The organism is Dactylosporangium maewongense, from assembly GCF_039531485.1.
Lineage (GTDB): Bacteria > Actinomycetota > Actinomycetes > Mycobacteriales > Micromonosporaceae > Dactylosporangium > Dactylosporangium maewongense.
In genome coordinates this window covers 41086-67540 of the sequence record NZ_BAAAQD010000023.1, presented here as the reverse complement: position 1 = coordinate 67540, position 26455 = coordinate 41086, and the positions used below count along the sequence as shown (strand labels likewise).

At 69.1% G+C, this 26455-nt stretch carries 27 protein-coding genes; 15 read left to right on the top strand and 12 right to left on the bottom strand.

Features of this window, described 5'->3' with window-relative positions:
- Nucleotides 1–44: 44 nt before the first annotated feature.
- Nucleotides 45–290, top strand: coding sequence for a family 20 glycosylhydrolase (locus tag ABD332_RS43240; protein WP_344509890.1), 246 nt, complete (start codon nucleotides 45–47; stop codon nucleotides 288–290).
- Here ABD332_RS43240 and ABD332_RS43235 read toward each other — a convergent pair.
- The 5 genes from ABD332_RS43235 to ABD332_RS43215 all read right to left on the bottom strand — a co-directional run bounded on the left by ABD332_RS43235 (nucleotide 253) and on the right by ABD332_RS43215 (nucleotide 5481).
- Nucleotides 253–2466 carry an MMPL family transporter gene (locus ABD332_RS43235; protein ID WP_344509888.1) on the bottom strand — a complete coding sequence of 738 codons (2214 nt, stop codon included), beginning with the start codon at nucleotides 2464–2466 and terminating at the stop codon, nucleotides 253–255. The two genes, ABD332_RS43240 and ABD332_RS43235, sit on opposite strands and share 38 nt — an antisense overlap.
- 128 nt (nucleotides 2467–2594) lie before the next feature.
- The gene (locus ABD332_RS43230) at nucleotides 2595–3260 is read right to left on the bottom strand and encodes an alpha/beta hydrolase (protein ID WP_344509886.1); all 666 of its coding nucleotides are present in this window, start codon (nucleotides 3258–3260) and stop codon (nucleotides 2595–2597) included.
- Nucleotides 3257–4552: a phenylacetate--CoA ligase PaaK gene (paaK, locus tag ABD332_RS43225; protein ID WP_344509884.1), complete on the bottom strand. Its 1296-nt coding sequence runs from the start codon at nucleotides 4550–4552 to the stop codon at nucleotides 3257–3259. Before paaK ends, ABD332_RS43230 begins: the two co-directional genes overlap by 4 nt.
- The gene (gene paaI / locus ABD332_RS43220; protein ID WP_344509882.1) at nucleotides 4549–4986 is read right to left on the bottom strand and encodes a hydroxyphenylacetyl-CoA thioesterase PaaI; all 438 of its coding nucleotides are present in this window, start codon (nucleotides 4984–4986) and stop codon (nucleotides 4549–4551) included. Before paaI ends, paaK begins: the two co-directional genes overlap by 4 nt.
- Before the next feature lie 21 nt (nucleotides 4987–5007).
- Nucleotides 5008–5481, bottom strand: coding sequence for a hypothetical protein (locus tag ABD332_RS43215; RefSeq protein WP_344509880.1), 474 nt, complete (start codon nucleotides 5479–5481; stop codon nucleotides 5008–5010).
- Between the two features lie 69 nt (nucleotides 5482–5550).
- On the opposite strand from ABD332_RS43215, the gene ABD332_RS43210 reads away from it, so the two are divergent.
- Both ABD332_RS43210 and ABD332_RS43205 read left to right on the top strand, forming a co-directional pair.
- Nucleotides 5551–6213: a TetR/AcrR family transcriptional regulator C-terminal domain-containing protein gene (locus tag ABD332_RS43210; protein ID WP_344509878.1), complete on the top strand. Its 663-nt coding sequence runs from the start codon at nucleotides 5551–5553 to the stop codon at nucleotides 6211–6213.
- 28 nt (nucleotides 6214–6241) lie between these two features.
- On the top strand, nucleotides 6242–6706 hold the full coding sequence (locus ABD332_RS43205; protein ID WP_344509876.1) for a DinB family protein: 465 nt from the start codon (nucleotides 6242–6244) through the stop codon (nucleotides 6704–6706).
- Between the two features lie 9 nt (nucleotides 6707–6715).
- Here the strand turns inward: ABD332_RS43205 and ABD332_RS43200 are convergent, their stop codons facing one another.
- A complete protein-coding gene (locus tag ABD332_RS43200; protein WP_344509874.1) occupies nucleotides 6716–7408 on the bottom strand; it encodes a nucleoside/nucleotide kinase family protein in 693 nt (230 codons plus the stop codon).
- 549 nt (nucleotides 7409–7957) lie between these two features.
- On the opposite strand from ABD332_RS43200, the gene ABD332_RS43195 reads away from it, so the two are divergent.
- Nucleotides 7958–8545 carry an SMI1/KNR4 family protein gene (locus ABD332_RS43195; RefSeq protein WP_344509872.1) on the top strand — a complete coding sequence of 196 codons (588 nt, stop codon included), beginning with the start codon at nucleotides 7958–7960 and terminating at the stop codon, nucleotides 8543–8545.
- A gap of 122 nt (nucleotides 8546–8667) precedes the next feature.
- Here ABD332_RS43195 and ABD332_RS43190 read toward each other — a convergent pair whose 3' ends face one another.
- On the bottom strand, nucleotides 8668–9345 hold the full coding sequence (locus ABD332_RS43190) for a FadR/GntR family transcriptional regulator (RefSeq protein ID WP_344509870.1): 678 nt from the start codon (nucleotides 9343–9345) through the stop codon (nucleotides 8668–8670).
- Between the two features lie 43 nt (nucleotides 9346–9388).
- Nucleotides 9389–10501: a C45 family autoproteolytic acyltransferase/hydrolase gene (locus tag ABD332_RS43185; protein WP_344509868.1), complete on the bottom strand. Its 1113-nt coding sequence runs from the start codon at nucleotides 10499–10501 to the stop codon at nucleotides 9389–9391.
- Between the two features lie 132 nt (nucleotides 10502–10633).
- Between ABD332_RS43185 and ABD332_RS43180 the strand changes: the two genes are divergently transcribed.
- Nucleotides 10634–11596 carry an acetylxylan esterase gene (locus ABD332_RS43180; RefSeq protein ID WP_344509866.1) on the top strand — a complete coding sequence of 321 codons (963 nt, stop codon included), beginning with the start codon at nucleotides 10634–10636 and terminating at the stop codon, nucleotides 11594–11596.
- Entirely contained in the window at nucleotides 11593–12537 is a 945-nt protein-coding gene (locus ABD332_RS43175) for an amidohydrolase family protein (protein WP_344509864.1), read from the top strand. Before ABD332_RS43180 ends, ABD332_RS43175 begins: the two co-directional genes overlap by 4 nt.
- Here the strand turns inward: ABD332_RS43175 and ABD332_RS43170 are convergent.
- A complete protein-coding gene (locus tag ABD332_RS43170; RefSeq protein WP_344509862.1) occupies nucleotides 12488–14092 on the bottom strand; it encodes an IS1634 family transposase in 1605 nt (534 codons plus the stop codon). The genes ABD332_RS43175 and ABD332_RS43170 overlap by 50 nt on opposite strands.
- A gap of 376 nt (nucleotides 14093–14468) precedes the next feature.
- Here ABD332_RS43170 and ABD332_RS43165 point away from each other — a divergent pair, with 376 nt between their 5' ends.
- Genes ABD332_RS43165 through ABD332_RS43155 form a run of 3 tightly spaced genes read left to right on the top strand, consistent with a single transcriptional unit; the run spans nucleotide 14469 to nucleotide 17519 of the window.
- Complete coding sequence (locus ABD332_RS43165; protein ID WP_344509860.1) at nucleotides 14469–15734, top strand: extracellular solute-binding protein; 1266 nt, start codon at nucleotides 14469–14471, stop codon at nucleotides 15732–15734.
- A gap of 4 nt (nucleotides 15735–15738) precedes the next feature.
- The gene (locus tag ABD332_RS43160; protein ID WP_344509858.1) at nucleotides 15739–16698 is read left to right on the top strand and encodes a carbohydrate ABC transporter permease; all 960 of its coding nucleotides are present in this window, start codon (nucleotides 15739–15741) and stop codon (nucleotides 16696–16698) included.
- Nucleotides 16695–17519 carry a carbohydrate ABC transporter permease gene (locus tag ABD332_RS43155; protein WP_344509856.1) on the top strand — a complete coding sequence of 275 codons (825 nt, stop codon included), beginning with the start codon at nucleotides 16695–16697 and terminating at the stop codon, nucleotides 17517–17519. The genes ABD332_RS43160 and ABD332_RS43155 overlap by 4 nt, the downstream gene beginning before the upstream one ends.
- Before the next feature lie 8 nt (nucleotides 17520–17527).
- Here ABD332_RS43155 and ABD332_RS43150 read toward each other — a convergent pair whose 3' ends face one another.
- Nucleotides 17528–17815 (bottom strand): UTRA domain-containing protein, encoded by a 288-nt coding sequence (locus ABD332_RS43150; protein WP_344509854.1) that lies wholly within the window; start codon nucleotides 17813–17815, stop codon nucleotides 17528–17530.
- Between the two features lie 1573 nt (nucleotides 17816–19388).
- Between ABD332_RS43150 and ABD332_RS43145 the strand changes: the two genes are divergently transcribed.
- From ABD332_RS43145 to ABD332_RS43135, 3 genes are all read left to right on the top strand, one after another.
- Nucleotides 19389–20705 (top strand): ABC transporter substrate-binding protein, encoded by a 1317-nt coding sequence (locus ABD332_RS43145; protein WP_344509853.1) that lies wholly within the window; start codon nucleotides 19389–19391, stop codon nucleotides 20703–20705.
- 154 nt (nucleotides 20706–20859) lie between these two features.
- Nucleotides 20860–21675 carry a carbohydrate ABC transporter permease gene (locus ABD332_RS43140; RefSeq protein ID WP_344509851.1) on the top strand — a complete coding sequence of 272 codons (816 nt, stop codon included), beginning with the start codon at nucleotides 20860–20862 and terminating at the stop codon, nucleotides 21673–21675.
- A complete protein-coding gene (locus tag ABD332_RS43135) occupies nucleotides 21660–22496 on the top strand; it encodes a carbohydrate ABC transporter permease (RefSeq protein ID WP_344509849.1) in 837 nt (278 codons plus the stop codon). The genes ABD332_RS43140 and ABD332_RS43135 overlap by 16 nt, the downstream gene beginning before the upstream one ends.
- Nucleotides 22497–22636: 140 nt before the next feature.
- Here the strand turns inward: ABD332_RS43135 and ABD332_RS43130 are convergent, their stop codons facing one another.
- Nucleotides 22637–23188: a hypothetical protein gene (locus ABD332_RS43130; protein WP_344509847.1), complete on the bottom strand. Its 552-nt coding sequence runs from the start codon at nucleotides 23186–23188 to the stop codon at nucleotides 22637–22639.
- Nucleotides 23189–23329: 141 nt separating this feature from the next.
- On the opposite strand from ABD332_RS43130, the gene ABD332_RS43125 reads away from it, so the two are divergent.
- Nucleotides 23330–23602 (top strand): ABC transporter permease subunit, encoded by a 273-nt coding sequence (locus ABD332_RS43125; RefSeq protein ID WP_344509845.1) that lies wholly within the window; start codon nucleotides 23330–23332, stop codon nucleotides 23600–23602.
- A gap of 8 nt (nucleotides 23603–23610) precedes the next feature.
- On the opposite strand, the gene ABD332_RS43120 is transcribed toward ABD332_RS43125, so the two are convergent.
- Nucleotides 23611–24366: a GntR family transcriptional regulator gene (locus ABD332_RS43120; protein ID WP_344509843.1), complete on the bottom strand. Its 756-nt coding sequence runs from the start codon at nucleotides 24364–24366 to the stop codon at nucleotides 23611–23613.
- Nucleotides 24367–24584: 218 nt separating this feature from the next.
- Between ABD332_RS43120 and ABD332_RS43115 the strand changes: the two genes are divergently transcribed.
- Nucleotides 24585–25433 carry a cupin domain-containing protein gene (locus tag ABD332_RS43115; protein ID WP_344509841.1) on the top strand — a complete coding sequence of 283 codons (849 nt, stop codon included), beginning with the start codon at nucleotides 24585–24587 and terminating at the stop codon, nucleotides 25431–25433.
- Nucleotides 25426–26382, top strand: a complete 957-nt coding sequence (locus ABD332_RS43110; RefSeq protein ID WP_344509839.1) for an ROK family protein — start codon at nucleotides 25426–25428, stop codon at nucleotides 26380–26382. The genes ABD332_RS43115 and ABD332_RS43110 overlap by 8 nt, the downstream gene beginning before the upstream one ends.
- Nucleotides 26383–26455 lie beyond the last annotated feature (73 nt).

Genomic DNA, 26455 nt, shown 5'->3' with positions numbered 1-26455 from the left:
GGCGGCAAGCCGATCGGCCTGTCGGAGGTCGGCACCGTACCCACATGGAGGGTGTGCCGGAGGCGGCGGTGCTCGGGATCGAGGCGCCGCTGTGGTCGGAGACGCTGCGCTCGTACGCCGACGTCGAGGCCATGGCGTTCCCGCGCCTGGCGGCGGTCGCCGAGCTGGGCTGGTCGCCGCGGTCGGCGCACGACTGGGACTCCTTCGCCCGCCGGCTCGCCGCGTACGGGCCGCGCTGGGACGCCGACGGCGTCAACTACCACCGTTCCGCGCAGATCCCCTGGCGCTGACCGGCTCCGGCGCCTTCTTGATCACGACGACCGGTCGCACCAGGGTCGCGCCTTCGACGTCGACGTTCGGCAGCAGCCGTTGCAGCGGTCTTGGCAGCCACCAGGCGCCGCGGCCGAGGATGTGCAGCACCGCCGGGACGAGGGTCATGCGGACGATGAACGCGTCGACGGCGACGCCGACGGCGAGGGAGAAGCCGATGGCCTTGATGATGACGTCGCCGCCGAAGATGAACGCGGTGAAGACGGCGGCCATGATGAGGCCGGCGGCGGTGACGACGCGGGCGCTGTCGCGCATGCCGTCGCCGATGGCGCGGCGGGCGTCGCCGTGGTGGGTGAAGGCCTCCTTGATGCGGGAGACGAGGAACACCTCGTAGTCCATCGCCAGCCCGAACAGGATGCCGATGACGAGGACGGGCAGGAAGCTCAGGATCGGGGCGGGCGCCTGAACGCCGAACACGCCGCCGGCATGCCCCTGCTGGAACACCCAGGTGACCGCGCCCAGCGACGCGCCGAGGGACAGCAGGAACCCGGCGACCGCCTTCACCGGCACGAGGATCGACCGGAACACCAGCAGCAACAGCAGCAGCGCGAGCACGACGATCAGCACCAGGAACGGGGCCAGGGCGGCGCTGAGCTTGTCGGAGACGTCGTTGTTGACGGCGGTGGTGCCGGTGACGTACGCGGTGATCCCGGCCTGCTGCCTGGCCTGCTCGCCGGCGGCGCGGATGCGCCGGACGAGGTCCTTGGTCTGCTGCGAGTCGGGCCCGGACTTCGGGATGACCGACAGGATCACCACGTCCCCGGCCTGGTTGGTGGCGGCCGGGACGGCGACGGCGACGTCGGGGTCGGCCCGCAGCAGCGGCGCGGCCTGCTCGCCGATGGCCTTCATGTCGGTGCGGCCCGGCCCGTACAGCACGAGGGTGAGCGGCGCGTTGAACCCGGGTCCGAAGCCCTTGGCGAGCAGGTCGTAGGCGCGGCGTTCGGTGGTGCCGGTGGATTTGGTGCCGTCGGACGGCAGGCCGAGGCGCAGGTCGAGCACGGGCAGCGCCATGCCGCCGACGACGGCGAGGCAGGCGACGACGGTCAGCCACGGCCGGGCGGTCACGATCCGCGCCCACCGCGCGCCGAACGGGTGGGCCTTCGGCTCGGCGCGCCGGTTGAGCGTCCTGATGCGGCTGGCGGTGATCCGGTGGCCGGCGACGGCGAGGACGGCGGGCGTGAGCGTGACGGCGAGGACGACGGTGACGGCGACGGTGGCCGCGGCGCACAGGCCCATGACGGTCAGGAACGGGATGCCGGCCACGGCGAGGCCGCACAGCGCGATGATGACGGTGACGCCGGCGAAGATCACGGCGCTGCCGGCGGTGGCGGACGCGGTGGCGATCGACTCCTCGACCTGCATGCCGTCGCGCAGCTGCTGGCGGTGCCGGGCCACGATGAACAGCGCGTAGTCGATGCCGACCGCCAGGCCCAGCATCGTGGCGAGGGCGGGCGCGGTCGAGTTCAGCTCGACGAACCCGGTCACGACCTGGATGCCGAGCATCCCGATGCCGACGCCGACACCGGCGTTGAGCAGCGGCATCCCGGCGATGACCAGCCCGCCGAGGGTCAGCGCCAGCACCAGGTACGCGATGATCACCCCGTACAGTTCGCTGCTGGCGCCGTGCGCCTCGGTGGTGGACACGACACCGCCGGAGAACTCCACCCGCAGCCCGGCCGCCCGGGCCGGGCCGGCCAGCCGCTGCAGGGCGTCCTTCGCCTCCTGCGTGACCTCCGAGACGGGCACGGCGTACTGGACGTCGGCGAACGCGATCTGCTTGTCCGCGCTCAGCGTCGCCTCGTTGAACCCGGTCACCGCGATGACCTGCGGCGCCTTCGCCAGCGCCACGAGCGCGTCGGCCGCGCGGGCGGTGTACTCGGCCTCGTCGAGCGTGTGCCCCGGCGGGGCGGCCACCACGATGCGCGCGCTGGCGCCGCCGGTGCCCGGGAACTTCTTCGACAGCAGCTCGATCGCCCGCTGCGACTCCGTGCCGGGGATGCTGATCGCGGACGTCGTCGGCTTGGCCAGCAGCGTCGCCGACACCGCGACGGCGACCAGGACCGCGGCCCAGCCGCCCACCACGACCCAGCGACGGCGCGCCACGACGACGCCGAGACGGTACAGCATCGTCGCCATACGCCCGCTCCCTAGAACTGGCGGCCGCGCGGACCCGGCCGTTCACGGCTGTGGGTGTTCGCGCCTTGATCCTATGGGCGTGCCCCGCCGGGCAGGACCGGAACGGCGAATGCGCAACCGGGCGGCGGTCAGCTCCTGCCGCTCAGCGCGGTGCCCATGGCGGTGAGGCGGTCGGCGACCGCTCGCGGGTCGACGAGCTGGTGCAGGTGTTGGCCCGGGAGGTGCTCGACGAGCCAGCCGCGGTCCTCGGCCTGCGCCGCGGCCGGCGCGTAGTGCGCGGAGAACCGGAGGTATCCGCACGGCACCGCGTCCCAGCCGGCCGGGACGGGAAGCCGCTGCTCGTAGTACCAGAGCGGAATCCGCGGCTGCTCGGCCTCGACCGCGCGCCTGATCAGTGGGTCCGGGACGAGCTCGGCGAAGTCGGCGCCGGGCCACCACGTCGTCCACGGTGGGAGCAGGCCGTCGACGACCCTGTCCCGCAGCCTGTCCAGCGCGCCGGGCGCGACGATGCCCGTGGTGGGGCCGGTGCGGGCGGGCAGCGACGCGTCCACGAACACGCACGCCGCGACCCGCCGCGGCATCGCGCCGACCACGGCCGGCATGAAGTAGCCGGCGTTGCTGTGCGCCACGAGGATCACCGGGCCTTCCCCGGCCGACGCGACGACCCGCTCCACGATGGCCTGACCGGACGGGGGCATCTCGTGCAACGCCGGCACCGCCGCATCGAGCAGCGCCGCCACCGGCGCCCACGACGCGGGCCCCAGCAGCGGGCTGTGCACCAGGACGTAGTTCACCGCGGGCGGTTGTCGAGGATGCGCTTCGCCTTGCCGACCGACCGCTCCAGCCCGCCGGGCGGCAGCACCTGCACCCGTACCGTGACGCCGACGTTGTGCTTCACCAGCGCGACGAGCTGCGCGGCGAGCGTGTCGTCGACGGGCTCGGTGCGGGCCTCCACGCGGACGGTCAGCTCGTCGAGGCGGCCGGGCCGGTCGATGACGCAGACGTAGTGCGGGGCGAGGCCCGGCACCCGCAGGATCAGCTCCTCGATCTGGGTCGGGAACACGTTGACGCCGCGCAGGATCATCATGTCGTCGGAGCGGCCGGTGACCTTCTCCATCCGGCGCATCGTGCGGGCGGTGCCGGGCAGCAGGCGGCTCAGGTCGCGGGTGCGGTACCGGATGATCGGCAGCGCCTCCTTGGTCAGCGACGTGAAGACCAGCTCGCCGCGCTCACCGTCGGGCAGCACATGGTCGAACACGGGGTCGACGATCTCGGGGTAGAAGTGGTCCTCCCAGACGTGCAGGCCGTCCTTCGTCTCCACGCACTCCTGCGCGACCCCGGGCCCGATCACCTCCGACAGCCCGTAGATGTCCACGGCGTGCATGTCGAGCCGCTCCTCGACCTCGCGGCGCATGTCCTCGGTCCACGGCTCCGCCCCGAAGATGCCGACCTGCAGGCTCAGCCGCTTCGGGTCCACGCCCTGCCGGTCGAGCTCGTCCAGGATCGTCAGCATGTAGGACGGGGTGACCATGATGATGTCGGGCTCGAAGTCGACGATGAGCCGCACCTGCCGCTCGGTCATGCCGCCGGACACCGGGATGACGGCGCAGCCGAGCCGCTCGGCGCCGTAGTGCGCGCCGAGCCCGCCGGTGAACAGGCCGTAGCCGTACGCGACGTGGACCCGGTGGCCGGGGCGCCCGCCCGCCGCGCGGATCGAGCGGGCCATCACGTCGGACCACATGTCGACGTCGGCCCGCGTGTAGCCGACGACGGTGGGCTGTCCGGTGGTGCCACTGGATGCGTGGATGCGGGCGATGCGCTCCCTGGGGACCGCGAACATCCCGAAGGGATAGCTCTCCCTGAGGTCCTGTTTCGTCGTGTACGGGTAACGCGCCAGGTCCTCGAGCGAGCGGCAGTCGTCCGGGTGCACTCCGGCCTCGTCGAACTTGCGCTTGTAGAGGGGCACGTTGTCGTACGCGTGCCGCAGCGTCCACCGGAGCCGCTTGAGCTGCAGGGCGCGCAACTCGTCGACGGACGCGGTCTCAATCGGCTCCAGGTCGCCGGGGCGCGGGCTCAGGTCTCTCACGCTCGTTCCTGCCCTTCCAGGATGCGGCGGCCGAGTGCTCTGCTGCGGCCGCGGAACTCGGCGATGACCGACCCGTCGGCGGTGCGCACGGTGACGTCGTACAGGCCGCTGCGCCCCTGCCGGACCCGCTCCTGCGCGACGGCGGTCAGGTCGTCGCCGGGCTTCGCGGGCGCGACGAACGTGACGTCGAAGCCGGCGGCCACGGTCACCTCGTCGTAGGTGTTGCAGGCGATCGCGAACGCACTGTCGGCGAGGCTCGCGATGAGCCCGCCGTGACAGATGCCGTGGCCGTTGGCCATGTCGTCACGGACGCGCATCGCGATCGTCGCCCGGCCGGGCGAGACGTCGCCGAGCCGCATGCCGAGCGCGCGGCTCGCCTCGTCACCGTCCCACACGGTCCGCGCGCAGCGGCGGGCCACTTCCTCGGGGTCCATGCACCTTGCATACCCGGGTTTTCACACCGCCGCAAAGGTACAGACGGCCGCGGCGAGCATCAGGGTGTGCAGGATCATGTGCTCCAGGTTGGGCCGGGGGCGGTCGCCGATGCGGGGCAGGACGGTGACGGTGCGGGCGTACGTGCGGGCGTGCAGCTCCGCCCAGGTGACGCCGGCGCCGGCGGTCGCCCACGGTGCGGTGCGGCCGGCGAGGTACGGCATCCACCACAGGATCAGCCCGCCGGCCACGGAAAGTGCGGCGAGGGTGCCGGCGGCGTAGCCGAGGACCGGCAGGTGCAGCACCTTCCCGAGCCCGAGCAGCACCGCGGGCAGCGCCATCACCGGCGCGTTGATCGCGACCTCGGTGCGCTGCTCCTCGCGCTTCGCGTCGCGCACGTTGTTGAACGGGTACAGGTCGACCAGCGTCGTCACCAGGAAGTAGGCGACCACGGCAAGGATCAGGACCAGGGCGAGGACGAGCACGTCAGCCTCCATGTTTACGGTGTAAGCATGCCGCTGTCTGGTAGTTTTGCTTACGCCGTAAACATCGTCAAGGGAGCGCGCGTGCCGAAGGCCGGACTGAGCCGGGAGCGGGTCCTCGACGCCGCGCTGGACTACGTCGACACCCACGGCCTGCCGGCGCTGTCGATGCGCAAGCTGGGCGCGCACCTCGGCGTGGAGGCGATGTCGCTCTACCGGCACGTACCGAACAAGGACGCGCTGCTCGACGGCCTGGTCGACCGGGTGATGGAGCACGCCTTCGCCGGACTGTCCGTGGACTTCGACGACTGGGTGCCGTGGATGCGGTCCTTCGCGCACTCGCTGCGGGCCGCGCTGCTCGCCCACCCCGGCGTGCTCCCCCTCGCCGCGACCCGCCCCGTGAACTCCCCCGACGCGCTACGCATGTCGGAGCGCTGGCTGGCCGCGATGCGCGCCGCCGGACTGCCCCTCGGCCGCGCCATGGATGTCGTGAACGTCGTGGCCACCTTCACGATCGGACACACCCTCGCCGAGGCCGGCCGCACCCCCGGCCACGAGGACTCCGACCCCAACCTCGACGAGCACGCCGGCGACCTCGACCCGGCCGAGTTCCCCAACCTCCTGGAGGTCATCACCACCCGCGCCGGCCTGGACTTCGACCACCGCTTCGCCGAGGCCGTCGACATCCTCCTCGCCGGCTACGCGGCGCTGCCGCCTGTTGCGGATCCGCACGTTCCTTCGCCGTGACGCAACCCCGGCGGCGATGCTTGGCGACATGGCGCACCGAGACTCCGGACCACCGTCGACCGCCCCCGACGAGAAGTCGGTCCTGCTGGGCTTCCTCAACTACCTGCGCGACGCGATCACCGCCAAGGTCTCCGGCGCCCCCGAGCCGCAGGCCCGCACCGCGGGCGTCCCCTCCGGCACCAACCTGCTCGGCCTCGCCAAACACCTGGCGCACGTGGAGCGGTACTACTTCTTCGGCGACCGCATCACCAGCCTCCGCCGCACCATGCGGCCCACCACCAAGGACACCGTCGAGAGCATCCTCACCGACTACCGGCAGACCATCACCCGCGCCAACGAACTCGTCGAGTCCTGCCCCGACCTCACCAGGCCGCTACGCGCCGGCGGCCCGTCCCTGCGCTGGATCCTGGTCCACCTCATCGAGGAGACCGCCCGCCACGCCGGCCACGCCGACATCCTCCGCGAACACCTCGACGGCACCACCGGCCGCTGACGGTTCAGTTCACCGCTGTTCGGTCCTGCTCCTCGGCATGATGCGGGGGTCGTCGAAGTTCCGGTTGTCGATGACGATGTCGGCCTGTTCGGCGGGGCGGATCTCGGCCAGGTAGAGCTCCTCGCCGGGGATGTAGTACGTGCGGTACCGCTCGGCGGCGGCCTCCGCCGAGTCCATCCACGCTTGGTCACGGGCCGTGCCGCGGGACAGCACGTCCGCCACGTCGATGTGGAGGTAGACCCGCAGGTCCCAGTGCCGCGCCAGGGCCGGCTTCTGCAGGAAGCCGCCATCCGCGATCAGGATCGCGTCGTCCGAGGCCACCTGGACGCCGGAGTCGACGGGCGTGCGACCGCTGAAGTCCATGATCTGGGTGCGGTGGCGGCGGTCGCCGCCGGGACCGAGCGGCACCAACAGCTCATTGCGGATCGCGTCGACGTCGTACATCTCGAAGTAGTAGCTCTCCGGCGAGCCGGACGGATACCGCGTGCGCTGGTCGACATGCTGTTTGAAGTGGTCGACCGCGACCCGGAGCACGGGCCGCGCCGTCTTCCCTCGAAGGGCGGTGGCCACCTCGTCGGCCAGCGTCGTCTTGCCGGCAGCGGAGTGACCGTCGATCCCCACCCGCGCCGGGTGCTCCAGCCGCAGCCCGAGAATCCGGTCCGCCAACCCGTCGACCACCTGCCGCCGTGCAGCGCTACGCAAGCTGGTATGTGAAACGGTCGGTCCGGCCATCTGCAGCGTCCTGGGCAGCGGCCGCTCGCAAGACGTCCTCAACTTCCACGCACACCAGCCCACGGTAACGGATCGCACGGCAAGACCTGGTCATCGGCCCGGTGGCGAGGGCCGTGTCCCGCAACCTCCTGGTGGTCACCGGTCAGGTCTCGGTGCGCCACAGCAGACCTCCGCGGTGAGATCTGAGCCGGGTCGATCAAGCCGCAAGCGCTGGGCGCTGGCCGGTCTACGGCCTCCGGTTTGGCGATCAATCGGTCACAGAGTGCCCTCGGTCAACGTAGAAGCTCCGTTTCGGGCCTCCCTCCGGAATCGGGTTCGAGGCCGTGTCGCCGCTCATCTGCTGCCGCAGCGCGTTCCACTTCCTGGTGATTTCCTCTGGGCGCTGATGGCCGCTCTCGAGACGGGTGCCGGTGCTGTCGGTGACTTCGGCGCTTCCTCGTTGCGTCGTGGCGTACCCCGATGACGCGCCGGTTCGGCCACCATCGTGGTGGACACGCTCACGCTGAGGGGACCGGCAGCATGACTGAGGACGAGATCTTCGATGCGATTCGGGCGCGGGTGGAGGCAGGTCGCCCGACGGATTCGCCGTCCGCGTCGTTGTTGCCTCCGCCGGTCTCCGAGCAGGTCATCAGGGATGCCGAGGCGGTGATCGGATATCGCCTGCCGCCGTTGTTGCGCCGCATCTACCGTGAGCTCGGCGATGGTGGTATCGGACCTCACGGCGGCATCCAGGGCTTGACGAACAGCTGGTCCAACATTCCCATGGTCGATGGGTACCTGGAGCTTGTCAGCGCTGAGGCCGAGCCAGGCGAACACCCACCGCCGCCGCGCGGTGTCGTGTTCTTCTGCGATCTCGGCTGTGCGATGTGGGCGTTGCTGGACTGCCGGCACCCGCAGGGGCAGATGTGGTGGTCGGATGAGTACGAGTCGTGCAAGCTGCATCTCACCCTGCCTGAATGGTTCGGTGCCTGGTTGGCGGGTGACTCCCATGACGTCTGGGCCAGGCCGGGGCTCAGGCTGGGGCCCGAGTCCTGGGACCGCGAACAGGCCGAGGCCACCGAGCGGCACCGAATCGTCCTGCATCCCGATCAGGTGCCCCTCTGGTAGGGGCACGCGCCAGCAGCACGATCGAGTGCGGTGACCTCGGCACGACAGGACGCCCCGGAGAGAGGAGTCCCGGTCACCAGCAGTGGTCCTGACGGACGGTCAGGACGTCCCCGAGTGCGCTGCTACTTCCGGCGTCCGGGCTTGGTCACGGTGTCCTCCACGGCGGCCAGGTGCAGCTTCATCGCATTGGCCGCCGCGTCGGCGTCGCGCTTCGAGATGGCGGCGAGGATGGCGTCGTGCTCGTCGGCCGCCTGGGTCGCCCGGCCCGGTACGGCGGCCGCGGCTATGGCCTGCTCCTGCAGGACCGAGCGGAGTTCTGAGACCAGCCTGGGGAACAGCGGGTTGGCGGTCGCGGTGGCGATGGCCACGTGGAAGTCGGCGTCGATGCCGACTCGGATGGAGGGGTCCTGCTCCTCACGGAACCGCACGAGCAGCTCGGTCATCGCCTTGAGGTCGGTCCGCGAACGGCGCTCGGCCGCGAGGGCGGCCAAGGGCACCTCCAGCGTCCGGCGGACCTCGTGCAGGTCGCGGGGGAGATACTTGCCGGTCAGCAGTTGGGACGGCGCGAACTGCGCGTCGACGAACGTGCCCTTGCCGGCGTACGAACGGGTGAGACCGAGCGCGTTCACGCTGTGCAGTGCCTCACGGATCACCGAACGGCTGACCGCGAACGACTTGGACAGCTCGGCCTCGGAGGGCAGCCGCTGACCCACCGCGAACTCACCCGACTCGATGAGTTCGACGAGTTGCGATCGCACGTGTTCCGCCGCGGTGCGCTGCGCGACAGGGATCACCTTCACGGCTGCCAGGTTAACAGCCTGTCGGGCAGCCGGCCGGTCAGACTTAGGCATCGAAGCGCACCGGCACTGACCAGGTCGACTCGCACGGGCTGCCGGCGGCGTACACCAGCGAGCGAGCCGACAGGTCCATCACGATCCCCGCGATGGTGCAGGTGCGCTCGGCCACGGGCTGGGCCGCGTCCGGGTGCTGGCACACGCTGTGCGGTGCGTCCGCGTGGTCGGCCAGCGCCTCCTGCAGGCTCTCGATCGTGTGCGTGTCGTGTTGCTGCACGCGCGCGGTCAGGTGGTGCAGCCGGTTGCGCGTGTGTGCCTTGCGCTCGAGATAGCGGTCCACCCCCGTGAGACCGTCGACCAGGAAGTGGTTGGCGTGCGTGACCACACCGTCGACGGGAGTGATCACGCCGCACGGGCCGTCGCCCGGTCCGGTCTCTATGTCCGCGCAGAACCCGGCCGCATCCGCGATGAGATAATTTGCGGAGTTTGCCCGCGATGTGGATTGAATCCGCTGGGCGGCCTCCGCACCACTGTCGCTGTCGAGCACCGATCGCAGCAGCACGTGGTACGGAACGCCGAACCGGCCCTCGTCGCCGTCCGAGATGAGGGTGTTGGTGCACAGGCCGACACCGCTGGAGTTGATCCCGACCTTCGCCAGCATCCCGGCCTCGACCACCGTGACGAAGTCCGGGCCGTCGTCCCGGTGCACCTGCAGCACGATCGCGGTTTCCCGGGCCCCCTCGATCCAGTCCCAGTTCTGCCCCATCAGCGCGGCACCGGAGGTCGTGCGCTCCGGGGTCAGCGCGAATGACGTGCACTCGGTGGATGCCACCGCCCGGGCTCGCCCGGGAGCGGCGAACATGATCTCGCTACGGGTGTTCAGGGCCAGGATGTCGGCCACCTCGACGCCGGCCCCGCGGGCGATCGCCCGGATCTCCCGCGCGGACGCCGGCGAGAAGTCCTCGATAGGACCGGCGAACCGGAGTCCGTGTCGCCGCACGGCGTCCCAGTCCCACGATGCGTAGTGCCGGAACACGTCGGCATAGGTCCGCAACGCTTGCTCGATCCGGGTCTTCGCAGCGAGGCCGTACTGGTATCCCCGCTCTTCCGGGTCACCCGAGACGGCAATGACGTCGTACCCGGAGGCGACTGTCCGCGCCATGCCCGTTCCTCCACCTGTAGCTCCTGGCTTCACTCGCCTGGCAGGCTATCAGGTTGCATGACAGGTTGTCCCTTCCCCGCCGCGGTCGTCATTGCTTAGACTCCTGTCGGACAGTCGGACAGGAGTCGTGCGATGCGGGTAGACCTCCCCCTCGATCAACTGGTGCGGTACGAGTACCCGCACCCCGAGCCCGGGGACTTCGACGCCTTCTGGAGCCGGACCCTGCACGAACAGGGCGCTCATCCCCTCAATCCGCGGTTTGAGCGGGTGGATGCCCTGGTCCGGACCGTTGACGTGTACGACGTCACCTTCGGCGGATACGCCGGGGACGACGTACGGGGGTGGCTGCTGCTGCCGCACGAGCGAACCGGCCCCCTGCCGCTCGTGGTGGAGTACCTGGGCTACGGCAGCGGACGCGGGCACCCGGTCGAGTCGCTCGCCTACGCCAGTGCCGGCTTCGCGCACGCCGTCATGGACTCCCGCGGCCAGGGCAGCGCCCTGCGGGCCGGCCACACCGCGGACCCGCATGGGGCGGGCCCGTCCGCGCCGGGGTTCATGACCAGGGACATCCTCGATCCCGAGCGGTACTACTACCGCCGCCTGTTCACCGACGCGTACCGGTTCGTCGATGCCGTGACGACCCACGAGGCCGTGGCGCGCGACCGGATCGCGGTGACGGGACGCAGCCAGGGGGGTGCCATGGCGCTCGTGGCGGCCGGCCTGCGGGACGATGTCCGCCTGGCGATGCCGCACGTGCCGTTCCTGTCCGCCTTCCGGCGCGCGGTCGAGGTGACGGACCACAGTCCCCATGGGGAGATCGTCAAATGGCTGGCCGCCCACCGCGGTTCGGTGGGGCTCGCCTTCGAGACCCTCGCCTATTTCGACGCCGTGTCCTTCGCGCGGCGAGCCACCTGTCCCGGCCGGTTCTGCGTCGCCCTGCATGACGTCGTGAGCCCGCCTTCCACCGTTTTCGCTGCATACAATGCCTTTGCCGGGCCCAAGGAGATGACCGTGTGGCAGTTCAACGGCCACGAGGCGGGCGGGCCCGAAGACCTCTTGCGAACCATCCGTGCCGTCCGAGAGCTGGTGTCATGACCATCGTCGACTTTCATCACCACGCGCCATTGGCGTCCTATGTCAGCCGGTTGACGGCACTGGGAATCCAGGCTCAGCCGGGCGCACCGTTTCCGGTGTGGGAGCCGGCGGACTCGGTCCGGATGATGGATCGGCTGGGCATCGACCTGGCCGTGCTGTCCGTCGCCTCGCCCGGGTTCTACTTCGGCGATCAGACCTTCACCACGGCCCTGTGCCGGGACACCAACGACGAGCTCACCGAGGTGGTCCGCGATGGCGACGGGCGGTTCGCGGCTGTCGCCTGCCTGCCGCTGCCCTCGGTCGACGCCGCGCTCACCGAGATCGAGCGGGTGTTCGACCGGCCGGAGTTCGTCGGCGTCGGCCTGCTCACCAGCTACGCCGGGTCGTACGTCGGCCATCCCAAGTTCGACGGCCTGCTGGAGACCCTGAACGACCGCGGTGCCTTCATCCACGTGCACCCGGTGCTGCCCGCGTGGTGGCCCGAGGGCGAGATCCCCCTCCGGCCGTCGGTCCTGGAGTATCTCTTCGACTCGACGCGCCTCATCACGAACCTGCTCCTCACCGATGTGCCGCGCCGATTTCCGCGGATCCGGTGGGTCTTCTCGCACTGCGGCGGCGCGATGCCGGTCGTCGCTCCGCGCATGGTGCTGGCCGAAGGCATGCCGGAGCTCGCGGCCGTCGCCGCGCAGGGCGTCCTGCGCGCGCTGGCGGCGTTTCGCTATGACACCGCCCTGTCCCACACCGCCGCCGACCTCGGCGCGCTGCTGTCCTTCGTCGACGACTCGCGGGTCGTGCTGGGAACGGACTTCCCGTTCTCGTCGCTCGACGAGGTGGCCGAGCGCTTCAACCTCTTGCGCGAGTATCTCGGCGACACGCATCGCTCGGCCGTGCTCAGCGAGAATGCCCGCGAGCTCGTCGGCGACCGGGGGCGGACGCGGTGACCCGGGCCGGCGGCTGGATGGTCAGCGCCCGGTAGATGGCCGCCTGCTCGGGGCTCAGCGGCGTGGTCTGGGTGACGGTGCCGGCCGAACCGGTGAGGGTCACCTGGGCCACCCGCCCGAGCTGCCGGTTGATGATCCGCCAGGTCTGACCGCAGGACTGCTCGGCGACGCGGGTCAGCAGCAGGGCCAGCCACCAGATCAGCACGTGCGCGCGGATGCGGTGTCCCGAGCTGTGGGCGGCCGCTCCGGGCAGCAGCCGCGCCTTGAGGTCACGAGCTTCCAGGAGGTTCTTGTAGCCCAAGGCGACGTCTTCGGCGCTGACGTGCGGGTCGGAGGTGGCGATGAGGTGCTTGCCGTCGAGCCTGGCCTCGGCCTTGACCTTCGCCAGGTCCACCTTCAGGCGTCCGTCGGGCCGCCGGACAAGCCAGCGGCCGAGGGTGGGGTGGTCGCGTAGCGCGCACTCGGCCCGCACGCGGCCGGCGTCGTCTCCGGCGCACTGGTCGGCGATCCGGGCCAGTTCGGCTTGGATGTGGACGATTGCCTCGTCGCGCTGCCGGCGGTCGCGCTGCGCCTGATCCGGGTCGTGGCAGACGACGAACCGGGCGTCCTGACCGTCGATGCGGACCTCCCGGACGCGCAGATCGTCGCGGACGTACCGGTAGCGGCCCGAGCGGGACAACACCGCCTCGACGAGGCGGTTGCCGTCGCACATACGCATCCCGGCCATGTAGTGATCGCCGGCGCGACCCAGGCCGGCCAGGTCGTCCGCGCCGGAGAAGCCGCGCTCGACCAACGTGATGACCCGGCCCGGATGCCGGTCCAGCAGGTCGTCGCGGACCTCGGCCGGGACGGAGCCGGCACCGGCGCCACCCGTCCAGCACCAGTAGCGGACCGGGATGCCTTCCTTGGTCGCGGCAACGCCGATGACTATCCGCTCCCCGTTGTCGCAGGCGAACTCGATGGTGTCGAAGAACAACGGGTCGAGCCGGTCGGTCACGGCGAGGAACAGCGACTCCTGCACCCGCGCCTGCGTGTCCGCGTCCACGAGCAGATCCATCGCCCGGCGGACGTGTTCATCGTCCATTGTGGATAGTCCCGGCACGGCGGCCTCCTCGCGCACCCATTCCGCGGCCGGCAGCCCGCTCGTCGAGGCCACCGCCCGGTGGGCGACCAGCGCGAACAACACCCGTTCCAGGTTGGCGGTGAACCGCCGCGCGCCGGTGGCCGCACGCACCGCCGCGCCCACGTCGAGGCGGTGCCACAGCGCGTCGAGCAGCCAGGTGGCTCCGATGGTCCGGACATCGACGACCTCCAGCGACGCGGCCCTGGCGGCCGCACCCGCCGGCGCGACACCGGCCGGATCGTCGCCGCCGAAGTGCCTGCCGATCGACGCGGCCAGCCGCTGCAGCCCGGCCACGTCAACCTGGTCCTCCCGGCCCAGATTCATCAGTACGTCCGGCTTGATCTGCCCGTCCACCCGCCGGTTGTGGGCCAGGGCGACGTAGCGCACCACCGCGCCGTCGGCGCTGGTCCGCGAGGTGAACCGCAGGAACATGCCTACGACCAAACCATTCTTGACCTGCTAGCACAAGGTCAAGATACTGAGTCGTGTTACTACATGTTCATCCTTCCGAGCCGCCTTGCGGCCGTCCGACACCGCTCTGACCAGCGGTGATCCTAAACTGATCACTCCCGCGTGTGTACCAAACTGTGGGCCCCGGGCGCAAGGAAACTTCGTAACGAACCGAGCGGAGGGCCTTGCGATCCACCTCACCACGGTGCACCCTGAGGGACAACTTATCCGGCTGTCAGACAGCCGGGCAGGTTGACAGGTCCGGAGGCACCGCGTACCCCGCGCTTAGCAGGTCTTCGGTCCCGAGCAGAGGAGAGCAGCGATGCGTGCAAGGAACTTATGGCGCGGCCGTGTCGCCGTGGCCATCGGGCTGGCGGGGGCTCTGGCCCTCGCGGCCTGTGGCGGAGCAAGCGACTCGGGCGCAAACAGCTCGGGCGAGATCAAGGGAAGCATCGACTTCTGGATGGGCGACCCCATCGGGGACACCCAGCAGCCAATCATGCAGAAGCTGGCGGACGACTACGCCGCCGCACACCCGGGGACCAAGGTGAACCTCCGGTTCCTCGGTAAAGACGCACACCAGACGTACCTGACCTCGATCGCCGGCGGCAGCGTCCCCTGTGTCGCGCTCATCGGCAACACCTGGACCCCCGAATTCGCGGCACTCAACGCCCTCGAGGTCTACGCCAACGACCCCAAGACGCTGCAGGGCACCTACGTGCCCGGCATGATCGAGTCGACCATCTTCAAGGGCAAGTCGTACGCCGTTCCCTATGACACCGGTGTCCGCGCCCTCATCTACCGCAAGGACATGCTCGAGGCGATCGGCAAGACGGCGGCCCCCGCCACCTGGCAGGAGCTGCGCGAGGACGCCCTCGCCATTCAGGCGAAGAACCAGGGCGTCAACGGGTTCGGCATCATCGGCGGCGCGCACTGGTACTACCTGCCGCTGATCTGGAACTGGGGCGGGGAGATCGCCAAGCAGAGCGGCGACAAGTGGGTCTCCGAGGCCGGCTCGACGCAGTCCGTCCAGGCGTTCCAGTTCTACTCCGACCTGCTGACCAAGGATCGCCTGTCGCCCGCCGGCGCTTCGGCCTGGACCGCGGCCGACGTCGACAAGTCCATGGGCCTGGGCCAGACGGCGATGATGGTCGGCGGATCGTGGGATCTGCGGACCATTCTCAAGCAGAGCCCCGATCTGGAGGGCAAGCTGGCCACGGCCGTCCTGCCCAAGGGCCCGGGTGGGAACAACGACACGTTCGCCGGCGGCAGCAACCTCGCCGTGTTCCGCGAGTGCAACAACAAGGCGGTGGCGAACGACTTCGTGAAGTTCATGATGACCAAGGAGAACCTCGTGCCGGTCACCTCGAACCTGGGCCTGCTTCCGGCGACGAACGACGCGCTGGCCCAGGAGAAGGCCACCGGGTCGTTCTCCGCCCCGCTGTTCAAGGCGTACGCCGAACAGGCCGACCACACCCGTTCCATTCCGCCGGTGGCCACTTGGGGCAAGGTCGAGGGGGCCAACTCCATCGTGAACGCCATGCAATCGATCATGAGCGGCAAGAAGACGGCCGACGTCGCCATGAAGGAACTCGCGGACCAGGTGAACCAGGCAATTGGTTGAGAATGTGAAGACCACGATCCGTCGCGCGGCGTCCTCGGCCATCCCGAGGGCGCTGCGCGCGCCGCGCTTGCCGCACCGGCAGCAGAGCTTCGAGAAACGATTCCTGCCGTGGGCCTTCCTGGCGCCTCTGCTCGCGGTGATCGTCGGCGTGGTCGGATACCCCGTGGCGCGCACGATCTGGCTGTCGTTCTTCGACGGTGAGTACCTGCAGAGTGGACCGTTCGTCGGGCTGCAGAACTACCGCGACATCTTCGCCGACCCGAACTACACCGCCGCGCTGCTGCGCACGACCCTGTTCGCGGCCGCGGTGGTCGTCACCACGATCCTGCTGAGCCTGGCCATCGCCCTGGTCCTTGACTCCGCACCCCGCGCGGCCAGGGTGCTCAGCGTCATCGTGCTGCTCCCCTGGGCCATGCCGCGGGTCGCGTCGGGCATCGTCTGGAAGTGGCTGTTCGACGACCAGTACGGCGTGGTCAACTGGCTGCTGGTCAACTGGTTCGGCCTCGACTCCTTCAACGGCTACTCCTGGTTCAGCACGGGTACACCGGCCATGGTGGCCATCACGATCGCTGTCGTCTGGCACTCGGTCCCCTTCGTGGCGGTCTCCCTGTTCGCCGGGCTGCGCGGCACCCACGGTGAAGTGGTGGAGGCGGCCCGGGTCGACGGCGCCAGCGCCTGGCAGATCCTGCGACGGATCCGGCTGCCGATGATCCGTCCCCTGCTGGTCGTGATGACCACGATCTCGACCATCTGGGCGTATCAGTCCTTCGACCACTTCCTGGTGATGACCACACCGCCCGGCGGCCCGGACCACTCGACCGAGGTGTTGTCCCTGCTGACCTGGCTCGAGGCGTTCGCCCAGCTCGACCAGGGCTCCGCCGCGGCCATGGCCGTGGTCCTGTTCCTCATGCTGGCCGCGGTGAGCGTGCTGTACGTCCGGCTGAACCGAGAGGACGTTCGATGACGTCGCTGTTGCGCCGTGGTGCGCTGTTCCTGCTCGTTGCCGTGATCGTGGTGAGCAGCCTGTTCCCGTTCTTCTGGATGCTGGTCACGTCGGTCAAGCCCGACAGCGAGCTGTTCACCCGCACCCCGCGGTTCATCGTCACGTCGCCGACGGTGGAGCGGTACACGCACCTGCTCGACGGCAACATCCCCACCCAGTTCCGCAACTCCCTCATCGTCGCCGTGGCGACGACGGTGCTGACCGGCCTGATCGCCCTGCTGGCGGGCTACGCCCTGGCCCGCTACCGGCTGCGGACCCGGCACATCCTCACGGTCGTCATCCTCGTCACGCAGTTGCTGCCGCAGACCATCCTCGTCATCCCGTTGTTCACGCTGTTCCGCAACGCCGGCCTGCTCAACACGTTCCAGGGGCTGACCCTGAGCCACCTGGCTCTGACCGTGGGCCTGTGCACGTTCATGCTGCGCTCGTTCGTCGTGGAGATCCCGTACGAGCTGGAAGAGGCCGCTCTGGTCGACGGGGCGAGCCGGCTACGCGCCGTCTGGTCGATCGTGTTTCCGCTGGCCTGGCCGGGGCTGGCGGCGAGCTCCGTCTACGCGTTCATCACGTCGTGGAACGAGCTCATGTTCTCGGCGACGTACATGCAGCGGCCCGAGATCGAAACGCTCCCTGTCGCCCTGCAGCAGTACTTCTCCAGCTACTACACCGACTGGGGCGGAGTGATGGCGGCGAGCGTGATCTTCACGATCCCCGTGGTGATCTTCTTCCTCGTCGTGCAGAAGCGGCTGATGCAGGGAATGGCATCGGGCGCCATGAAGGGCTAGCAGAAGGGCTAGAAGCGGAACAGCGACGCCTGGAATCGGTAGGCGTCCCCGCGGTACAGCTGACGGCCCACGTCGAAGCACTGGTCGTGCTGGTCGAAGGTCTTCTGGTAACCGACCAGCACCGGATCACCGGGCTCGAGGCCGAGCAGCTTGGCAGCCTGTTTGACCTGGTCACGTCGTTGCCGGCTGCCCACTTCGAGGAGCAGACCCTTCGCCAGCGCCGCCCGGACGCGCCAGTCCTCGTGAGCAACGAGAGCTTCAAGCCAGCCATCATCGGACAGACCATGGAACAGCACAGCACGGCGCGCGAAGAAGGCCGCCTCCTCCCCTGCTCGAAGTCGGCTGTGCCGAGCAGGGCCTCCGCCATTCCGGCGTCAAGAGACCGTTCAAGATGCGCCAGCATCTCCGTCCACACTGACGGGCCGAATGTGCGCAGCGCGGTGACGACCCATTCGCTGTACGTTCCGCTGAGAGCGGTGGCGAGTTCCGGCTTGGACAGGAGGGCCCGGGCGAGATTCAGCGTCTGCGGGTGCGTCGCGCGGGCAGCGCACGACCGCAGTACCTGCGGTGATCTCGTCGCTGCGGCAGGGTTCCGTAACAGCACGGGCAACGCCACGTCGACAGAGATGGCGGGCGACGTAGCGATGGCGGGCACGAGGTTCTGGTCACGGTCGTCGACCCGGCAGACGACGAACTCGAGGATCCCCTGCGCTGCCGCGGACACGGTAGCCTGCTCCGCCAGGTCGTTGATCGCGCTGACACTTGGAACGGAACGGCCCATCTCCACGAGTGCGTCGGCGATGCGGGCAGCAACGAAGTATTCGCGGATGACGTCGTGCGCGAACCTGGGTTCCAGGCCGGCGTTGACCACGAGCGGCGGCAGTTCGGTCAATGCCCTGACGGGGCTTGGTCCCGCACTGCCCGGCGGGGTCCGCCGCAGCATGTGCGCAGGGAGTGACGGGCCAGCAGAATGGGGCCTGGGCCATCGCGAGGTCGGACAGGGACTCGAACGTGACCGCTGCGTCAACGCCCGCCCGACGGAGGATGCCGCGGATGCAGTGGTCGACCAGCCGGTACGCCGACGCTGCACGTTCAGGGCCGGCCCGCCCGGCCGAATGAAGTAGCGCCAGGTAGAGCGGCACCGTTGCAAGCTGTTGAACGGATGGCGGCAGGTCCGTGAACGGTGTCTGTGTTCACCCTCAGCCGACTCCCACACCTGACATGCCTGCTCGTGCCGCCACGGAGCGAGCCGGAACGACACGCCAGGATCGTGCGCCGCCGGCTCGAAGATCGACGCGGCGAGCACCGGATACGTCGTCAGCGCAAGATCCGGCGGAGTGCGCACGACCAGCATGAACTTCATGCGCGGCTCCGTGACCTGCCGCAGGATCATCTCCAGCTGGGCGGCGAGCGCGCATTCACCGGGAAGTCTCGAGCCGGGCAGGAAGTCGGCGGAGTCGAGGCCTTCACGACGATTTGTCTCCGTCACGTCGCGCACGACGTGACGACCCGTATGACCTGCATCACGGGTGGGTAACGAAGGCCGCAATGATCGCCAGCGAGCCTTGACAGCCCGATCATGGAATTGCAATCTGGTCTCCTCCGCAGACCAGTTGCTGCTTGGAAGTGAAGACCCGAGGCGGCAAAGGATCGGTTCACGTCTCCGCCGCGCCGTTGATGTCCACCGCCCGAAGGTTCCGCCGGCGCTCCGACGTCCGCTCCCAGGCCACCTAATCCCTGCGATTCCGACCCTCGCTCCGCGGGGTGCAGCACCAGCGAGCCCGGCCAGCCGGCCGCGCCGAGTAGAGAAGGAACCCGCAAATGCCCAATAGACACGCCAAAGGGCGCCATGCCCGGTTCGCTACCGCCTTGCTAGCCACCGTCGTCGCAGTCGCTGTCACCGCCTGCTCGTCCTCGCCGGCTGGCGAGGAAACCGGCGGCGGCACTTTGGTCGTGCAGAGCGGCCTGGCCAATTCGCCGGGCAACCTGGCCGTCTACCAGAAGCTGAACAAGCAGTTCGAGGACGAAAACCCAGGCGTAAAGGTCGACTTTGTCGCGAAGAGCTTCGACGACCTGGCCTCCATCGCCAAGCTTCAGCTCTCCGGCACCAACCCGCCGGATGTTACGCAGGTCAACCGCGGTTACCAGGCCTTGGGCGCCTTCGTCAAGGGCGGTCTGCTGACCAACATGGACGACTACGCCAAGAAGCACGGTTGGGACACCCGCCAGACCGCCTCCCAGCTTCAGCTCAACCGTTTCAGCACGGACGGGAAGCTGATGGGCGAGGGCCCGCTGTGGGGCATGTCAGCCACTACGGCATGGATCGGCCTGCTCATGAACACGGAGATCGCCGGGAAGCTGGGCATCACCGAGGCGCCGAAGACCATCGCGGAGCTCGAAGACCAAATGCAGCGTGCCAAGGCGGCCGGGGAGATTCCGATGCAGTTCGGATCGGCCAGCGGCGAGCTGGCCGCATGGCTGCTCAGTGAGTTGCTGCTGGCCCACGGCGGTCCGAAGGCCGTGCAGGACCTGGTGTTCCACCACGCGAACGCGAACTTCACCTCCGAGAGCGCAACCTGGGCCGCCAAGACCATGAAGTCCTGGGGCGACAAGGGCTACTTCGCGCCGGACTGGACGGCGTACAAGACCGACCAGGTTCTCGCCAACTTCATCTCCGGCAAGGGCCTGTTCTCCCTGACCAGCTCCCGCTTCACTCCGCTCAAGGGCACGCCGGAGCAGACCAAGAAGCTTCGGATGGTGTTCTTCCCGTCGGTGTCCGGGCAGGGAATCGCGGCCGTCGGTGCTGGCGATATTCCATGGACCATCCCGGCAAAGGCGAAGAAGAAGGACCTGGCGGCCAAGTACATCGACTTCGTCACCAGCCAGAAGGCAGCCGAGCAGTTCCTGGCCGGTGGCGCCATCCCATCGAAGCCACCGGCGGACGCCGAAACCGCGATCAACGCGGCAAACCTGCCGGTCCCGTCACAGGACGCGCTGCGCAACGGCCTCAAGCTGGTGGGCGAGGGCACACCCGTGCCGTACGTCGACTGGGGCGCGCCGGAGCTGTACCCAACCATCTCCCGCACATTCGACCAGCTCATGTCCGGCGCCCTCAGCGTCGACGCTTTGCTGGCGGAACTGCAGAAGTCCTACGGCCCGTTCGTGGAATCGCTGGCGAAGGGCTGATCGGCATGTTCCACCCGCTCGCGAAGGCGGCAGGCTCTTGGCGTCGAGACTGACGGTGACCTCCCGCCCCGTTCAACCGAACGGGGCGGGAGTCGCCGCTCGCAAGCAGCGCAGGTCCACGACCCTTGTCGGCTTCGGGTACCTGGCACCCGCGTTGATCTTCTACGGTCTGTTCCTGATCCTGCCTTTCCTGCACAGCGTCTACCTGTCGTTCAGTGCATGGGACGGCATCAGCCCGGCACGCTGGGTTGGTCTGGAGAACTACCGAACCATCCTGGAGAGCCCGCAAAACCGCGCCGCGTTCGGGCACGCGTTCGTGCTGATCGGCTTCTACGCGCTCCTCACCACGGCCTTGGCCCTAGTGCTGGTGGGCATCATCGGCAGCACACGGATCCGAGGGCTGACCGTATTCCGGGCGGCGCTGTTCCTGCCGTACGTCATCGCCCCGGTGGTGACCGGTGTCGCCTGGCGCTGGCTGCTGGCCCCAGAAGGACCGATCAACTCGCTGCTGCGGGCGGTCGGCCTCGGCGGCTGGGCCCGCGGCTGGCTGGGCGACTTCACCTGGGCGCTGCCCTCGGTCGGGCTGATCGGCACCTGGATGCTCCTCGGCCTGGCCCTCGTGCTGCTCATCTCCGGTGTGCAGCGCATACCCGTGGAACTCTACGAGGCGGCGCGGATGGACGGTGCGGGCCCCGTCCGCGAGTTCTTCGCGGTGACGCTGCCCAGCATTCGCAACGAGATCACGGTCGTCACGGTGCTCGCGGTCACCGCCGCGCTGCGCAACTTCGACCTGATCTATGTGACTACCCAGGGCGGACCGGGAAGTTCCACCGAGGTGCCATCCTTCCTCGTCTATCAGAAGGCGTTCTTCGTCGGAGACCTCGGCCTCGCCTCAGCCATGGGTGTGCTCCTGACCATGGTGATCCTCGTGCTGACAATGTTGATCCTCCGGCCATGGAGAAAAGGATGAGAACGAGCCGGGCACACGCCCTCACCGGCCAGGTGGTCGTCACCTGCGCGGCCGCGCTCGCGATGGTCCCCCTCATCGGAGTCGTGATCATGGCATTGGGGGAGCCCGACACCCAGGACAGCACCATCAGGTTGAGCGACTCCTTCCACTTCGGCAACTTCAAGGCCGTCTGGGACCTCGCCGACATGGGGACAGCCTTGGCGACAAGCTTCAAGGTGAGCATCACAGCGACGCTGCTGACACTGCTGCTTTCGGTGCCCGCTGGCTACGCCCTCGCCCGGTTCAAGCTCCCGCTGCGCAACGCGCTGTTCTTCATCCTCCTGGCCGGACTGATGCTGCCGAACGAGTCGCTGATCATCCCGCTCTTCTTCGACTTCCGCGAGGTGGGGCTGGCCGACAACCTGATCGGCGTCGTCCTGGTGGAGACGGCGCTCGGCCTCCCCTTCGGATGCTTCTGGATGCGCACGTTCTTCCGGGACGCACCACACGAAATCACCGACGCCGGACGGGTCGACGGGGCCAACAGCTTCGTCATCCTGGTACGCCTGCTGCTGCCGATGGCAATGCCGCAACTGCTGGCGCTGATCGTCCTGTCATTCGTCTGGACCTGGAACGATCTTCTGGTGCCGCTCGTCATGCTCTCCGGCGGTCGCGAACTGACGGCACCGATGTCATTGGCCACCTTCCAGGGCCAGTACACGACCGACTACACCTACCTGTCCGCCGGCGCCATTCTGACCGCCCTCCCCGTCATTGCCGTGTACCTCGTGCTGCAGCGGTCGTTCGCCCACGGGATCACATCAGGCGCGATGAAGGGGTAGTCACTAGGCCTCGGCCCTTCGTTAAGGGCTGTCCGCATGGTGGATCAATTGCGAACAGGCGCCTTGTCGGGTAGCCGGAGGGGGTTCCCCTCCGGCTCCCGCAGATCCCGGCGTGAGCGTCTCTGAAATCCTACGAAAGGCTATGCCGCGGCACTGTTCCAGCATGTGACGGTGTCGCTGTCACATGCTGGTGGAATCCGCGGTGGGCCCGCCGGTCGCGGATGCGCCGGCACGGTTACGACCGCGATGCCTTCGACCGCGGCCAGATGGGTGAGTGCGGTGAACACGAGCCCGCGGACGTGTACGCCGAGACGGCGGTTCAACGTCCGACCCAACCCACAGGTCTCCATCGACGTGAGGTCTTCGATGTAGATGACGGTGGATCGCACGGCGGAGGCATGGTCGACTGTCCAACGCGCGGCGGCCCAGGCGAGGCTCTTGCGAAGAAACCGGATCCGGGCACACACCCGGTCGTGCTCAACCTCGAGCCGGCCTCGTTTCACGGCCAGTGCGGGGTCGGGCCGTCCTTCGAGGAGCCGGTCGTAGCGGTCGAGGCGGGTCCGGACCTGTTCACGGATGGTGCGCAGGCGTAGCAGTTTCGCGGACACGCCGGTCGCGTCGAAGGTGAGGGGCTTACCGGTCGTGGTGACCCGGGCCCGGCCGGCGCGGTCGTTGCCGAGGCGGGCGGTCACGCCGGTGAGTAGCGTGTTGTAGCCCCAGTCCACACCGACCGCCCGCCGGTGTCCGGCCGTGCGGGGCAGTGGGGCTGGCCGGGTGAACGGCAGATCAACTCGGACCAGACCCGACGTCGGCTGCGGGCCGTGTGATCGATTGTGTTTCCGCTGGCCTGGCCGGGGCTGGCGGCGAGCTCCGTCTACGCGTTCATCACGTCGTGGAACGAGCTCATGTTCTCGGCGACGTACATGCAGCGGCCCGAGATCGAAACGCTCCCTGTCGCCCTGCAGCAGTACTTCTCCAGCTACTACACCGACTGGGGCGGAGTGATGGCGGCGAGCGTGATCTTCACGATCCCCGTGGTGATCTTCTTCCTCGTCGTGCAGAAGCGGCTGATGCAGGGAATGGCATCGGGCGCCATGAAGGGCTAGCAGAAGGGCTAGAAGCGGAACAGCGACGCCTGGAATCGGTAGGCGTCCCCGCGGTACAGCTGACGGCCCACGTCGAAGCACTGGTCGTGCTGGTCGAAGGTCTTCTGGTAACCGACCAGCACCGGATCACCGGGCTCGAGGCCGAGCAGCTTGGCCTCCATCGCGTTGACCGCCTCCGCCGCGAGTTCGTAGTCGCACCGGCTGGCCGCGATGTCATACCGGTCGCGCAGGACGTCGTAGAGCGACTGGCCGGTGAAGTCGACGTCCTCGATGCCGGGGACCCGGACGGCGTCGAGGCACGAATGGTCGACGCTGAGCGGTGACCCGTCCAGGAACCTGACCCGGCGCAGCTCGAACACCGGCTGGGACGTGTCGATGCCCAGGACCTCCGCCTCGGCCAGTGTGGCCGGGCGGACCGTGGCCCGCGTGACCCGGGACGACGCTTCCATGCCGCGCTCGCGTGCGACCTCGCTGAGCCCGCGCAGCCGGTTGGGCTCGTGCACGAGCCGGTTCTCGGCAACGAACCAGCCGCGCTGCGGCGACGGCATGATCCGTCCGGCGTCGGCCAGGGCGCTGAGCACCTGCCGCAGCGTCGCCCGGCTGACCCCGAGCTCGGCGGCCAGGGTGCGCTCACCGGGCAGCCGGGTGCCGGCCGGGAACTGCCCGACGGTCAGCGCTTCCTGGAGGGCGCGGTAGGCCTCGACCGCGTTGTTGCGGCCTTCTATCCGGGCCGGGGAGACCTTGAGGTCGAGTGCCTTCACCACGGGGCTGCCCTCCTTGGTTTGTTGCGGTGCGCTGTGGTGTGCGCTGGCCGGGATGCATCCTAGCGCCAGGCCGTCCGCTGCCGGGGAGTCGCTTGTTGCGCAGGCCGCAGTCGTTTGACACCGTCGACCCGATCCATCAGACTGGTTCAACATGTAGACCAGTTAGCTTGACCGCTTGGCTGGCCTCAACGCGAGAGCGTCCGACCCGAGAAGGCGATATGACAGACGAGAGCATCCGCGAGCCGCAGGTCCTTCGGTACCGAGACCTTGAGCGGCGCACGTGGGGTGACGAGACCACTGGACGGCTGTGCGACTGGTTCTACGCCGACGACGCAACGATGAACCTCAACATCGTCGGCATGCCGCCGAACGGTTCCGCGATCTCCTCGCCGGAGCACCCCACGGTGTTCGGCGCCGACGAGCTCTTCTACGTGCTCGAAGGGCGCATGGTCCAGAGCAACCCGGTCACCGGCGAGGTCTTCGTGGTCAACCCCGGCGAGGCCATCTTCTTCCGCAAGGACACCTGGCACTACCAGTGGAACCACAGCAACACGCAGCTGCGGATGCTCGAGTTCTTCCAGCCCGCCCCCAAGGCCGGAACGGGCGGCGCCTACGCGCGTGCCCAGCCCCCGCTCGACGGCCCGCCGAAGCAGGGGCAGGACGAGCTGCTCGGCAACTGGCCGATGGCCCGCGACCTTCCGCGCGAGCGGACCACCTGGATGATCCGGGAGGCCGACATCCTCTGGCGGATGGAGGGCACCACGCGGGGCCGCGAGATCCTCGTGGGCATCCTGGCCAGCACCGAGCACCTCACCGGCGGGAAGATGTCGTTCCTGGGCGGCCAGCGCAGCGACGTGTACAGCCACGGCGCCGACAAGGTGATCTTCGTGGAGTCGGGCAACCTGCACGTCGAGCTGACCGGCACGAAGAAGTGGGTCGAGCTGGACGCCTGGGACGGCGTGCGGATCCCGGCCGGCACGCCGCACTCGTTCTACAACATGAGCCACGAGCCAGCCTCGTGCCTGTTCTCGGTGGCCGGCGAGTACCGGCCGGGCTGCGTTGAATGACCTCGCGGTCGACGGCGGTCACGACACTCTCGTGGCCGCCGTCGACTGGGGTGGGACCTGGATCCGGACGGCCGCCGTGTCGGGCGGCCGGATCGTGCGCAAGGACCGCCGCGCCAAGCCGGCGAGCCTGGCCGAGCAGTACGTCACCGTTGCCGAGATGGTCCTGCACACCACCGCGGACCTGGCCCAGCCTCCGGCGGCGGTGGGCGTGGGACTCGCGGGCGTGGTGCAGGAAGGCATCGTCGGCACCGCCCTCAACCTCGGTTTCACCGACGGGACCGACGTTGCGGCGGCACTGCGCCCGCACCTGCCGCTGCCCACCTATCTGCTCAACGACGCGCAGGCCACCGCGCTGGGTGTGGCGGCGCGCTGGCCGCACGGCACGACCGCCGTCCTGACCATGGGCACCGGCATCGGCGGAGCGGTGATCAGGGACGGCTCGCTGGACCCCGGGCTCGGCGGCGCCGGCGACTTCGGCCATGTGGTGGTCGATGTGTACGGCCCCCGCTGCCCCTGCGGCGGCACCGGCTGCCTCGAGGCGCTGGTCTCCGGACGGGTCCTGGCCGAAGCCGCGGGCGCGCTCGCGGAGGACGGGTTGAGCCCCCTGCTCGCCGCCCGCGCACACAGCGGGCGCGCCCTGCACGCCGGAGACCTGCAGGACGCCGCCGAGAACGGCGACGGCCAGGCGGTCGGTGTGCTCGACCGGTCCGCGTTCGCCCTGTCCGCCGGCCTGCGCACGATCGTCGCGACGCACGATCCGCAGCGCATCGTCCTTGCCGGGGCACCCCTGGCCCCGGACACGTGGTTCGGCCGGGCGGTGCGAACCCACTGGGACCGCACCCGGCCGCGCTGGGCCCGCACGGAGCTGCACCACGTGCGCGACGACGAGGACGCGGCACTGCTCGGGGCGGCGTCGCACGCACTCGACAGGTTCACCGCGGCTTTGTAGCGGCTCAGCCCGGCTCCTGCCGAACTTCCCAGCCGATCCATCGTGTGGCAAACTGCAACTGGTTCATGTAATA